This window comes from Shewanella sp. S1-58-MNA-CIBAN-0166 (assembly GCF_040310085.1).
In the GTDB taxonomy this organism is placed as follows: domain Bacteria; phylum Pseudomonadota; class Gammaproteobacteria; order Enterobacterales; family Shewanellaceae; genus Shewanella.
On the sequence record NZ_JBEOPN010000007.1, the window covers coordinates 17,977 to 32,440 of the forward strand.

A 14,464-nucleotide genomic window follows, 5' to 3' on the forward strand; every position below is an offset into this window, starting at 1 on the left:
TGTTTGGCATTATTTTATTACGCACATTAACTTCAATGATATTCATTAAGCTGCCACGACTTGTCTGGCTTTACGCAATGGGTGCAAACGATTATGCATCACTTTAATGGTGTCGAATTGTACTAGCGATTTGCTGTCTGATAACTGACAGTATTGCGATAGAATCATCACTGTTGCGGCTTGTAAGCCATTATCAACCACTAATGCTAATACTTTTGAATAACCACAATTAAGTTGAAATAACTTACCGACTTCGCAATAAACACACTCATCACTCACGTCGAAAAACCAAGACTTGGGCATTTGTGATTGCAATAAAAAATGGGCAGCGGTGGCATTTAAAGCGGTTTGTACAATACCTGCATCAGAGATGTGTAGCACTTTAGGAAGTGTTTCGAGCATTTTAATGTAGAATTTTGCATGTTCAAGATTAAATTCAGTTGCGGTTAACGCATCTGGAATTAATTGTTTTGTCTTGTATGGGGTTAAGAACTCCATCTCGGAACCCAATGAAATACTTAGCTGCTTGCAAGTTTCATTGTATTCCCAATGCCAGTCCTTGTTTGGCATTAATAACATGGCAATCTGCACCTAAATGTTGAACACTTGTGCATAATAGTTTATTTTTCACCCAATATCAAAATTTAATTATAAATTATAACATAAATTTCATAGTGTTAGCGCGATCGAATGATCTAAAATTCGATCGCGGCATGATTTTTGATCAATAACGTTATATTTTAGTCACTATTTTTTACAATAAGCTCTAGCGATCTGATCAACCAATTTAGGACCTTGATAGATAAAACCAGAGTATATCTGCACCATAGTTGAGCCAGCGTCAAATTTAGCTAAAGCATCTGCTGCACTATTGATCCCACCAACACCAATGATCGGGATCTTACCTTGTAAACAGATCGCTAATTGTTTGATCACTTGTGTTGATAAATCCGTCAACGGTTTGCCACTTAAGCCACCCATTTCTTCAGCATTTTTTAATCCAACCACATTATCGCGGCTTAAGGTGGTGTTGGTAGCGATAACACCATCAAACTGATTACTCATCAATGAATCAGCTATAGCACTAATTTCTTCTGAGCTTAAATCAGGCGCAATTTTTAGCGCCACTGGCACATATTTACCGTGTTTAGCGGCTAATTCAGTTTGTTTGGCTTTAATTGAGCTAAGTAAGTCATCTAATAACTCACCGTATTGCATTGAACGTAAACCAGGAGTGTTAGGAGAGGAAATATTAACTGCAATATAGCTCGCATATTGATAAACCTTTTCCATACAAATTAGGTAGTCATCTTTACCCTGCTCTACTGGAGTGTCTTTATTTTTACCTATGTTCACGCCAACCATAATGTCAGACTTTTTGGCCATTAAATTACGTACCAGATTATCGACACCTTTATTATTAAAACCCATGCGATTAATAATGCCTTTGGCAGGTTTTAATCGAAATAAACGCGGTTGATCGTTACCGGCTTGTGGCCGTGGTGTTACTGTCCCGACTTCAACATGGCCAAAACCCATTGCATGAAAAGCATCAATTGACTCGCCGTCTTTATCTAATCCTGCAGCTAAGCCGACAGGATTTGGGAACGTCAGTCCCATACAGGTTACAGGAGCAGATTTAACCTGTTGACGATAGAAACAATTTAACAGATTGTTTCCGGTCATTTTCAAACTGCCAATCGCGATATTGTGGGCTAACTCAGGGTCCATCTGAAACATTACTTTTTGCGCGAGTTTGTAAAACATGTTTTCTCCTAGACCTAAAAAAAACCCCGGCAATCGCCAGGGCTTATTCACATTATAAAAACTACTTCTGACCTTCGCAATGCAAAATCAGCAAGTTCAGTTCTCTTAAGGCGACTGAGAACTTAGCAAATTCATGGGTTTGAGAAACCTTGAAGTCGGCTAGCATGTGATACCATCTTTCAAGCAATGGTTTGTTTAATGTAATCCATTGATTAATAACACTATCTGCATCACAAGTATCTGTACAAGTACGTAATACTGCAGAACTTAATGCTCGTTGTTGCCAATCAAGTTCTTCTCTGAATGCCGCACGAGCAAGTGCTTGCCAATGGTTTGCTACAGGTTGAGCATTGATTTGTTCTAAGAACCAATGTAATTCAACTTTTGCACCGAGTTTGAAGTAAGTTTCTGATACCAGATCAACTGACTTATTCTCGATTTGAGCAATTTGTGCAATGTCTAACGCAGAGAATAATGTACTCATTTTAGCGACAATTAGTGCAACTGCTTCAGGGACATTTTCTTTTACTAGAGTAGTAATTTCAGCAGAAATCACTTTAACTTCAGCTTCAATCATATACTGGTCAACGTTAGCTTTAAGCTGTTCAAATACAGGCTTAAAGAATGCCACTGTTTGATCAATATCATGAGCACGATTGCGATGACGAATAAACCAACGACATGCTCGACGCATATTACGACGTAACTGATGTAGCATTTCACCCTGCACATGTGCCGGAATAACACCATTTAACTCAGTAATAGAAGCGGTTAACTCATCAAGACCAAAGATTTCTCGGGCCATAGTATAACTAATAGCCGCTTCAGCAACTGTTGCACCGGTCTCATCTTGCATACGTTGTACAAAATTAAAGCCCATATCATTAACCAATTCATTAGCTAATGATGTAGCAATAATTTCACCACGTAGAGGATGTGCGGTCATTTTATCAGCGTATTTTGCTTGTAACTTTTTAGGGAAATAAGCCACTAATAACTTACTTAAAAATGCATCTTCAGTGATTTCAGGTGTCACGAGCTGTTCTTTAAGTACCATTTTAGCGTAAGCAACTAATACCGATAACTCAGGACGAGTTAATGCACGGCCATTGGCTAAACGCTCGGCAAGATCGTCATCAGTTGGTAAGAACTCAAGTGCGCGGTCAAGTTTACCGTCTTTTTCAAGATACTGAATAAAACGAATTTGCTCTTTAAGCTGTGACACACCATGCACTTGGGTAACCGAAATCGTACGGGTTTGATCTTTACAATCTTTAATCACAATTTCACTGACTTCGTCAGTCATGTCTTCAAGTAAACGGTTACGCTGTTTAACGGTTAACTCACCTTCTGCCACTAACGTGTTTAAGAAGATTTTGATGTTAACTTCGTTATCTGAACAATCTACACCGCCAACGTTATCGACGAAGTCGGTATTCATACGGCCGCCATTAGCGCAGTATTCAATACGGCCTAATTGAGTGCAACCTAAGTTACCGCCTTCACCGATGATTTTTGCACGTACTTCTTTACCATTAACACGTAAGGTGTCGTTGGCACGGTCGCCTACTTCAGCATGCGATTCTTTGCTCGACTTAACGTAGGTACCAATACCACCATTCCAAATCAAGTCTACTGGCATTTTCAGTAGTTCTTTCATCAGTTCAGTTGGGTTCATGGTGTCTTTGTCAGTGTCCAACATTTTCTTGATTTCTGGTGTCAATTTAATTGACTTAGCAGAGCGTAAGAATATCCCGCCGCCTTTAGAAATCAGTTTAGCGTTATAGTCTTCCCAGCTTGAGCGTGGCAGTACAAATAAACGCTGACGCTCAGCATAGCTTTCTGCAATTTTGGGCGTAGGGTCAATAAAGATGTGCATATGGTTAAATGCAGCGACCAATTGAGTTTGCTCAGATAACAGCATACCGTTACCAAATACGTCACCAGCCATGTCGCCAATCGCAACACAACTAAATGGAGTCGTTTGGCAATCTACACCAATTTCACGGAAATGGCGTTTAACCGACTCCCATGCACCGCGTGCAGTAATACCCATTTTCTTGTGGTCATAACCGTTACTACCACCAGAAGCAAACGCATCGCCTAACCAGAAGTTATATTCAATCGCAATCGCATTAGCAATATCTGAGAATGTTGCCGTGCCTTTGTCAGCAGCAACAACCAAATATGGATCGTCTTCATCGTGACGTACAACATCTGCGGGTGGAACCACTTCACCATTAACAATGTTGTCTGAAATATCTAATAACGCACGGATAAAGATACGGTAACATTCTTGCCCTTCAGTGAATAATGCTTCGCGGCCACCTTCTGTCGGCAGTTGCTTACACACAAAACCACCTTTTGCGCCTACAGGCACAATCACGGTGTTTTTAACTTGTTGTGCTTTTACTAAACCGAGTACTTCGGTACGGAAGTCTTCACGACGATCAGACCAACGTAAACCACCACGGGCCACTTTACCACCGCGTAAATGCACACCTTCAACACGAGGCGAATACACGAAAATCTCAAACTTAGGCATCGGCTTAGGCATTTCTGGGATTAAGCTCGGTGCAAATTTAAACGAGATATAGTCTTTCGCTTTTCCGCCAATAGCAGTTTGATAGAAGTTAGTTCGTAATGTGGCGTTAATTAAATCTAAGTAACGACGAATAATACGGTCATCATCTAAGCTTGAAACGTCATCAAGTTGTATGTTCACCTGTTCAAGGAACTTACTTAAGGTGCGCGTTTTTAGTTTAGGGTTAAACTTACGGATGAACATTTTCACCAATAAGTCCGCTAATTTAGGATAACGGCTAAACGTTTCTTCGATGTACGACTGACTGAATGTTGCATCAATTTGACGCATATACTTAGCATAAGCACGCAAAATAGACACTTCACGACCACTGAGGCCTGTTGACAGTACCATGCGGTTAAAGCCGTCATCTTCTAACTTCTTCTGCCACACTTGCAATAAAGCCGTTTGGAAACGGTCTTGACTGTCGGCTAGATTCTCTGTGGCAGCGCCTTGCACTGTCATTAAGAAATCTAAAATCCAGAATGTCGCGCCATCATTGGTTTTCACTTCGTACGGACGTTCATTGATCACGCGTAAGCCAAAGTTTTCTAGCATTGGCAAAACATCAGACAAATGAATTGGCTCGTCTTTATGAAACAGTTTTAAGCGAACTTTATTGTCATTTAACGCCGACTCTTGTGGCTGATAGAACAACATGCCTAACTTGTGATCATCATCCAAAGCTTCTAAATGCTGCATATCAACCACAGCAGAACTTGGTAATACATCATCTTTATAGCTAGGTGGGAACGCATTTAAATAACGCTTTGTCAGTCCTGTTCCAGCTTGTTCACCAACGGCATTGTTTAATGCAGTGTGCAGTTTGTCATCCCACGAGCGAGCGGCTTCAATAAGATTTTTTTCAATGGCGGCCACATCAACATCCATATTGTTATTATCAACTTTGATAATATAGTGAGTGCGAGCCAGAGTAGACTCAGAAAAATACGTGGTGAATTCAACATCTTCATTACTTTGGAAATGTTGTGCCAAAATGCGTTGAGTGTCTTGGCGTAACTTTGTGTTGTAGCGGTCTTTAGACACATACACTAAACACGACAAGAAACGACCATAACCGTCTTTACGCACAAACAGCTTTAACTTATCGCGATCTTGCATTTCCAAAACACCATGAGCTATGTTTGATAGCTCAGGATCTTTAGCTTGAATTAGCTCATCACGAGGTAAGTTTTCAAGAATGTTCATCAACGCTTTATAATCATGCGAGCGCGGAGTTAGCCCAGAATTATCAAGAATGCGCTGAACCTTTTCGCCCAATAATGGAATTTCGCGTGGGCTACGGTTATAAAGATTTGAAGCATATAAACCAATGAAGCGATCTTCACCGATTACGTTGCCTTTTTTATCGAAACGTTTAACACCAATATAATCTACATAAGCCGGACGATGTACACGACTTTTAGCAGAGCTCTTGGTGAGAACAAGTAAGCTTTCATCTAATGCCTCTTTACGGGCTGAATCAGATAAACTTGAAAGTAATAAACCACGCTCACTGTGTGAGGTTTTTGAACGGTTCATTAGCCCTAAGCTAGATTCAATATTAGGAACAAGCTCAACATCACCTTCAACACGTTTTAAATCGTAATAACGATAGCCAAGCAAAGTGAAATGATGGTTGTTCAAGTAGTTTAAAAAATCAACTGACTCTTTCAATTCCGTTTTATCACCAGGGAATGGACGTGAAGGTAATTGCTTAATAGTCTCGGTTAATGTATCTGACATTAATTGCCAATCATTGACCGACGCTGAGACATCAGCAAGTACAGATTGAATTTCTTTTTCAATCGCTTTAATGTCAGCATCACTATTTTGTTTATCAATTTCGACCAAGAATACAGCAACATTATTGCTGTTATCAGTTGTGTCATTAACAAATGACACATCTGACACATTGTTGTTATTACCACGTACAACGGCTAATGGCGTATGTAACATCACATGGGCAGTGATGCCCATTCGATTTAACGCCATTGAGAGCGAGTCAACCAGGAAAGGCATATCAAGTTGGATAACCTCAATAATGCTGTGAGTTGACTGCCAGCCATGTTTTGCTTGGCTAGGATTAAATACACGGATGTGGGTTTGATCCTGGGCCGTTTTATTCAGCGCATTCCAAAGGCTCACTACAGCACCATATAAATCACTGTCATTACGAGCATTGAGATCGTCTTTTGACATATGGGCGTAGAGGCAATTGGCAAATTGCTCAACTTGTTTGGCTTGAGAATGAGGGATTTTTGTGTGAATTAAATTGACTACATTTTCCAGTAGTACTGAAGGCATTGCATCTTTCAAGGCCATGTTGCAGATTCCTTAAGCGTCTATGGCAGCGCTCTTATCATTATATGGATGCTTCGGCTTGTTGATTGTGTCGGTCCGAGTCATTTTGTGTGTAGCACGTAAATAACTGTTTTTCGTTTAACAAAAGAAACTCATATTTGAGATCTTGTGCAAAGTTTATTACTAAATTGCTGCTATATCGAGGAAAATTTTAGTGGTACATCCTCTATAAATCCAGTCGGCAGCATAGATTAGCGTTTAAAATGACATTTAAGTCGTTTGCATAGAGTAACTATGCAAAATAAAAAAGGGAGCTAAGCTCCCTTTTTTATTTAATCACATGTTTTAGTTACTTTTTTCGCCAAAACATCGCTGAAAGTGCGGGTAGAATAATAATTGCTCCCAACATATTCACTAAAAACATAAATGTCAGCAAAATCCCCATATCCATTTGGAATTTAAGGTCTGAGAAGAACCAAGTGCTCACTCCAATGGCTAACGTTAGGCCGGTAAAGATAACCGCACTACCACGTTCAACGAGTGCTTCGAAATACGCTTGTTGCACCGGCATGCCATTACTGAGTTTATTGGACATCGTCGACAAGATATAAATCCCGTAATCAACGCCAATACCCACACCTAATGCAATCACCGGTAAGGTACTCACCGCTAAACCAATATCAAGCAAGGTCATTAATGCTTGCGCTAATGTTGATACCACATAAAGTGGAATAATTACCGCTATCGTCGCTTTGAGTGACTTAAAGCTAATTAAACACAGTACAAACACAGCGCCATATACATATAGCATCATTGGTAGCTGAGCTTCGCTCACGGCTTCATTTGTGGCGGCCATGACACCAACAGGACCTGATGCTAGCTTAAATTGCAAAGTGTCAGAGTTAAGTTGTGCGGCAACCGCTTTAACTTTGTCTACAACCACCTCGATGGTTTCAGCTTTGTGATCTTTTAAGAACAAGTACACAGGCATAACCGAGCAATTACTATTGAGCAAACCAGATGTTGTCGGTACTTGGCCAACGGCTTGGACTAAACTCGCGGTGGTACGCGGTAAAATCTCCCACTTAGGGTTACCTTCGTTAAATCCTGCATTCACTTTCTTAGCAATAGATGCCAAGCTTGCCGTTGACTCTACCCCAGGTGTATTTGCCATCATCCATTCGAACTGATCTATCTGAGATAACAATGAATGATAAGTACAGGCTTCTGGTGTAGCTTCTACAATCACAGACATTACATCAGTTGTAATTGAAAAATGTTTAGTGATAAAGAAAGTGTCTTGGTTATAACGAGAGTCTTGATGCAGTGCAGGCGCCCCGCCCTGTAAATCACCAATTTGCATTTTGGACGCTTGTTGAAAACCAACCGCGTAAAGTATCGCAGTCGAAATCAATACGACAATGGCATATTTAGGGGTCGCAAATTTAGACAAACCACGCCAAATATTTTCAATTTTTTGACGTTTTTCAGGACTGTCTTGCTTACTCGGTAATTCAAAATATGAAATCACCAATGGTAGTAAAATCAGATTGGTTAAAATAATAACCGCGACACCTAACGATGCAGAAATAGCCAACTCACGAATAATACCAATATCAATTGACAGTAAGGTTAAAAAACCAACCGTATCAGATAATAATGCAACACCACCGGGCACTAATAAGCTACGAAATGCGGACGCTGCAGCGGCTTTAGTTGTTTGGCCATCAAGCACACGACGACGTACAGCATTGATCATCTGTACCCCGTGACTAACACCAATAGCAAACACTAAAAACGGCACTAAAATCGACATTGGGTCCAAACCAAAGCCAACCACGGTTAATAATCCTAATTGCCAAAATACTGCAACCAAACTACACACTAGTGGCAAGACGGTTAGCACTATCGATTTTGAAAATAGGTATACCATTACAGCAGTAATCGCAATGGCGATTAAAAAGAACAGCAGTACGCCTTTAGCGCCCTCAGCAACATCCCCAGCCATTTTTGCAAAACCGATAATATGAATTTTGATCTTATCGTTTTCAAACTTGCCACGAAGCTCTTGCTCTAATTGATTTGCAAACGCAATAGTATCAATAGCCTCACCCGTTTGAGGGTCAAACTCCATTAACTGCGCAGACACCATGGCAGAGGTGTAATCATTACCGATAAGTCGGCCTACAATGCCAGCTTTTTCAATGTTATCACGAACGATTTTAAGACCGTAATCATCATTACTAAAATCAGCGGGGATCACCGGACCACCGGCAAAGCCGTCTTCTACGACTTCGGTAAAACGAGTTGAAGGTGAGAATAACGACTTAACCTGAGAACGTTCTACACCCGGAATAAAAAATAATTGATCGTGCACATTTTTCAGCGCATCAAAAAATACCGGGTTAAATATATTGCCACTGGTATCTTCTACCGCCACCATAATACTGTTAGCACCACCAAAATCTTTTTGATGTTTGGTATACGTTTGCATGTACGAATGATTGAGTGGGATATTTTTACTAAAAGCAGCATCCATTTTTAATTGGCTGGCTTGATACCCTAAGAAAAAAGTAATAAAAATAAACGAAATGATGACCCATTTTCGATTGCGGAATAAATGAGATTCAAATCCATTGACCAGTTTTTCTAACATCTTTTCGGCCCTATTATTGTTGTTTTAATTGTCCAGTTTAACCAAAAGGTTAATCAAGCTGGAACAGTCCCTTAGAACCGGCAAACCATAACTGGCCTTTACTGTCTTTAGCAATTGCCACTATATTTTCACCTTGGCGTCTGGCAACAATTGTTGCTTTATCATCATCTACTGACAACACAATCCCAGCATTTCCCACCAGGTATAGGTCATTACTAGCGGTAATAAGTGCGCTATTAATTGATGATTGGACAGGTAAATTAACTTCTTGCCATGCGGATAGCGTTAAGTCTGACTTAAACACATGACCACGTAAGCCCATGACATAAACATCTTCGCCAACTTCAATGGCATTAAACATTGAACCATCATAATCAAAGTTAGTTTTCGAAAATGTTTGGCCGTTATCACTCGATACCGCGACCAAGCCAAGCTCACCCACAAGCAACAATCGTTTATCTTTCAGGCGAATTAAACGGTTGAAATGGGGTAATAATGAAGCTCGCTCAGATAAATACAATGCTTCATCTTCTGCTTTAAGTTCATTTAAATAGGCAATATCTTCTTCAAATAATAATTCTTGATGAAATTCTTGTTGCCATGTTTTACCGCCATCAGCGGTGCGATAAAATAATCCATAAGCGCCCACCGCAATACCATCAACGGGACTATAAAAACGAATATCTAGAAAAGGTTTCTCTATTTCAGCAGATTGCATCTGCACCGACCACGTTAATCCACCATCTTGAGTGTGGATGATGGTGGCATCATGGCCGACAGCCCAACCTTGTTTGTCGTCGAAAAAAAACACTTTGGTTAATTGAGACAATACAGGGGTCGCGACTTGGTGCCATTGATTATTGTCCAAAAGCAACACATTACCGCGTTGGCCTACCGCGACAAGTTTGTCACCAGCATTAGCAATATCAAGCAATAAAGAGGATTGAGCTAGGGGTTGAATCTGAACAGAGAGTGGATCGAGTTGAGCATCTACTGAAGTAGTATATAAACATGCACTAATCCCAATCGCCACTGCACTGCGAAGCATGCTAAACGTCATACAAACTTCCTTTACAATTTATAGGGGCGCAACCGCGCCCCATTTTATTTATGGCTTGTTAACGAATACCGGCACGTCTTAGGGCGTCTGGGGTAAAGTTAGCTTCAGAAAGCGATGCATCAAAATTATACATGCGACCTTCGTTGTCTAGACCCATTGCTAAATAACGGCGAGATTGAAGATCGTGGAACACTTCTAAGGTACTCCAAAGCGCAGGCACTTCATAATAGTTGATAAGATGAGCGACACCAACACGATAAAGCTCATCGCGATTATCATATATATCAGTTACTGCAACTTGCCATGAATCTTCATCAATATAAAACACACGAGTTTTATATGTATGACGCATGCCTTCTTTTAACGTCGCTTTGACTTCCCATACGCGATGTTTTTCATAACGTGGATATTCAGGGTTAATATGGCCAGGTTTTAAAATTTGGTCATATTTCAACGCATCTGAATGTAAACGATAATCATTGTATGGAATGTAAATCTCTTTCTTACCGACTAATTCCCAGTTATAACGCATTGGAGAGCCGTTAAACATATCGAAATCATCTGTTGTTCTTAACCCATCAGACACAGTACCAGGTGTATCAAAAGCTACGTTAGGCGCTTTACGAACTCGGCGTTGTCCAGTGTTATAAGTCCAAGCTTGGCGTGGAAGAGCCTCTTGATCCATGGTTTCTTTTACAAGTAATGCTGTACCAGCAAGTCGTGCTGGTTGAGTCACAACTTGTTTAAAGTAAAACAATGTATTTGTTTCTTTAAGTTTCTCTAATGTCACCTCTGGACGAGAATATTCAAAACGAATTTCCTCAGCGTTTTCAACCAAAGTGTAAGAACCATTAGACATCGGCGCAGCTTGGCTACGATAGGTTTCTACATCAACACCACGATAACGTAAAATATGATTCCAAATCACTTCTAAACCGTTAGCAGGGATTGGAAATGGCACACCAATGGTCGCCCCAGTAATACCGTTACCTTGTGAAACTAACTCAGCTCTAACGGCATTGGCTTTAGTCGCATCATAAACATATTGAGGTACGGCTGCAGTACGGCGACTTTCATAGACATTCATTTTGTAAGTATCTGGATATACTTCAAATAATTGTTTCTGACCCGGGGTTAAAAACTCAGCATACTGGGCTTTATTTTCATTAGTGATCGTAAATAGCACTTTGTCAGTTGGGAAAGGATCTGGATGATGCATACCCTTAGTGTAACCCGCTATAGGTTTGCTAATACCACCACTCCAAACAGGAATTGAACCATCGGCATTAGCCGCTTTTTCTGCACCCATAGGGGTTAATGTTGTACCCAATTTGTCTGCATCAGCTTGTGATACTTTCGCCAGCGCAGCAGGTGCACTTAGTGCTAGCATCACTGCTGCCGATAATATCGTCAGTTTCTTCATTATAATTATCCTTCTAAATCGAATACTTGACGTTGAAAGAGATGTAATCTCTGTCTGTCATCGCATTTGTTGTTCCTACGCCACCAAAGAAGCTGTTGTAAGAAATATCTGCGCCCCAACGACTTTGATAATCAAAGTTCACACCCAAAGCGACAGATTTTCTGCCTTCGGTGAATAAGAACATTGGATCCGGTGTAATGCCATCAACGTCATGAGAGAAAATCACTCTTGGGTACATGTTCACACCAGCAAACACATTGTTAAAGTCAGCTTTCGCCACTAAACGATAACCCCACGCAAAATCTGTTGGGAATGGATTGGTTTCAGGACCATTATGTAATGCGGCAATAATGCCAGTCATTTCTGGGTTACCACCAGAACGAGCTGTTCCTGGACCGTTTAGACGTAATTCGTCAAAACCAGGCATATCATGGATCCACACACCACCGACTTCAGCAAGCATGGTTAGATTATCTAAACCTAATGTCGGGCCGAATAAGTGGGTAAAGGTTACCTGTGCTTGGGTCGTATCGGTAAGTATATACCCCTCAGCGTTTGAGCCAGGCTCCACATTATCCATTTGTGAAATACCATCTAAATCAGGACGAAGACCGGCATTAGCTAGCTGCTGAGGCATCGCTAAGAAAAGTAATTCAACGTCGTCAATTTGCAATGGCTCATCAACACGATGAGAAATTTCACCGGCAACAGAAGTGTCGCCTACCAAAGTGTTAAAACTAAAACCATACAACTGGATATCTTCAGGATATACAATTTGCGATTTGGTAAAGGTTTCCATACTTAACAAAAGTTCGCGGTCAATGTTCCCACCACTTTGTGCTAAACGGCCATAATCACGACCAATAGCTTCTGCAGTAAAGTTAGAGGCAGTACCACTAATAATTGGACGACGACTGTGGTAATTCATGTAATAAAAACCAAACTCAGTTTCGCCCAGTTCTGGAGAGTAATAGCCTAATTTAACCCCAAATTGGCCATCATCACTAGGATCTGCAGCATCTTGAACCAAAGCAACCTTAGTTGAATAAGCAGTCATGTAAGCGGCATATGCTGAGTTAAACCCAGTAGCGGCTGCAGCTTCATATAAACGTGAATATTCTGAAATAAGGAAATCTTGGTTGATATCTGGATTGGAGTTGAAACCCAATTGTGCATTTTGGTTATAGCCACCATATCCAGCAAAATCATTGGTTGCAAAGTTTGACCCCGGTGTAGGGATCCAAATTGGCTGCCAATCATACTGATAGAATGCTTCTAGGTTTAAGTTTTCAGATAAACCTAACGATGCCCAAACCATGCCTTGTGGACGGAATGCTTCTTTGAGCTCCGCACCTGGTGCATTAAGAATATTTAAGTCTACAGCATTGATTTCAGCAATACCGTGAGAAATCAAGGTGCTTTCGCCCCATGAAACGACTTGGTTACCGACACGAACACTTAATGGGTTAGCGCCGTCATTTAAATCCCAGTTACCGTAAACAAATGCATCTAGTAAGCGAATATCTTTACATTGCACTTCTGACGCTTTGCTATCTTCACAAGGATCAAATTCTTTTCCGGTTAATGGATCGTTAAAGCCATAATCACCATCATTTAATTTGCGATCGTAAAAATACATACCGCGTAAAAAGATACCGTAGTTTTCATACTTTAATGATAATTCGTGGAGACCTTTAACAATCTCAGACGTGGTATCACCTTGTGCATACAACAAATTACTTAAGTCATTGTTGCTTGAATAAGAACCAGGCTGAGTCCAAATTTCTGTTGAGGTATATTTGGTTGATCCAAACGCACCACCAAATGCCGAATAACCAGACCAATCGAATTGTGGTTGGTTTACCTTTCCGATTTGATTATTCCAATCGCGGTCTGACACACGCCAACTCGCACCTGCAGTCCAAGTTGAATCAAATGTACCTCGTACATCACCCCAATCAAAAGAAACGGCTGAGGCTGAAGTGCTCATCCCCAAACATAATGCCGACACCACCCCCAAAGCGAGAGCCGACTTGTTAAATCTTTTTTTAACAATATTCATTTTAGTTCATCTCCGTAACCTGTTGGATTAGTTGTTATAGGAATTTAACCAACATCTTGTTAGCCCACAGGCAACACCATTGTTACAGCATTTAACTATATTGAGCAAGGTCAAAAAAAAGAAAATGTTTAAGAAAATTAACGATGTCGGGGTAAAAACGACAAAATAAAACCAGCCTATATTTGAATTAACACAGACGATATAATTACAGTCATTTAACCATTAACGAAAAAAGTTTATTTTCATAGACTTATATATATTAACGGGGTGCTACTTCACACACCACTAATCAATCAAACGTTTGAAGTAAATACTCTATAATTTATTAAGTGATTTGAAATTCCCATCTTGGTTAAGGACTAATTTGAACTGTCCTTGAATACCTTGAGGGGTTAAATAAGGTCTAAAATACTTACCATTGATATGCAACACACGACCGTGGTGATCTCTTACTTGCACTTTCTCTGCAAGTCCTTGGTAATATGGTAGAAATGCTTCATAACTTACGTTAAGAGAAAATAATAACTCCATAATTTACTCCATAAAAAGGAGAGCAAGCTCTCCTTTTTAACATACTAAACAGTCTAACTATTCATACTAGATGAATA

General features: G+C 40.3%; 8 protein-coding genes. All 8 read right to left on the reverse strand.

Annotated elements, in window-relative coordinates:
• Positions 1 to 45: 45 nt before the first annotated feature.
• A complete protein-coding gene (locus AAEY99_RS06165; protein ID WP_192115040.1) occupies positions 46 to 579 on the reverse strand; it encodes a cell division protein ZapC in 534 nt (177 codons plus the stop codon).
• Positions 580 to 747: 168 nt separating this feature from the next.
• Positions 748 to 1,767: a quinone-dependent dihydroorotate dehydrogenase gene (pyrD, locus tag AAEY99_RS06170; protein ID WP_101086989.1), complete on the reverse strand. Its 1,020-nt coding sequence runs from the start codon at positions 1,765 to 1,767 to the stop codon at positions 748 to 750.
• 61 nt (positions 1,768 to 1,828) lie between these two features.
• Positions 1,829 to 6,676: an NAD-glutamate dehydrogenase gene (locus tag AAEY99_RS06175; protein ID WP_351009674.1), complete on the reverse strand. Its 4,848-nt coding sequence runs from the start codon at positions 6,674 to 6,676 to the stop codon at positions 1,829 to 1,831.
• Positions 6,677 to 7,004: 328 nt separating this feature from the next.
• Positions 7,005 to 9,311, reverse strand: a complete 2,307-nt coding sequence (locus AAEY99_RS06180; protein ID WP_101086987.1) for an efflux RND transporter permease subunit — start codon at positions 9,309 to 9,311, stop codon at positions 7,005 to 7,007.
• Positions 9,312 to 9,360: 49 nt separating this feature from the next.
• Positions 9,361 to 10,371: a WD40/YVTN/BNR-like repeat-containing protein gene (locus AAEY99_RS06185; RefSeq protein ID WP_101086986.1), complete on the reverse strand. Its 1,011-nt coding sequence runs from the start codon at positions 10,369 to 10,371 to the stop codon at positions 9,361 to 9,363.
• A 58-nt stretch (positions 10,372 to 10,429) separates the two neighbouring features.
• Positions 10,430 to 11,794, reverse strand: coding sequence for a DUF1329 domain-containing protein (locus AAEY99_RS06190; protein WP_101086985.1), 1,365 nt, complete (start codon positions 11,792 to 11,794; stop codon positions 10,430 to 10,432).
• 13 nt (positions 11,795 to 11,807) lie between these two features.
• Entirely contained in the window at positions 11,808 to 13,856 is a 2,049-nt protein-coding gene (locus tag AAEY99_RS06195) for a DUF1302 domain-containing protein (RefSeq protein WP_101086984.1), read from the reverse strand.
• Positions 13,857 to 14,171: 315 nt separating this feature from the next.
• On the reverse strand, positions 14,172 to 14,387 hold the full coding sequence (locus tag AAEY99_RS06200; protein ID WP_162023284.1) for a DUF2835 domain-containing protein: 216 nt from the start codon (positions 14,385 to 14,387) through the stop codon (positions 14,172 to 14,174).
• Positions 14,388 to 14,464 lie beyond the last annotated feature (77 nt).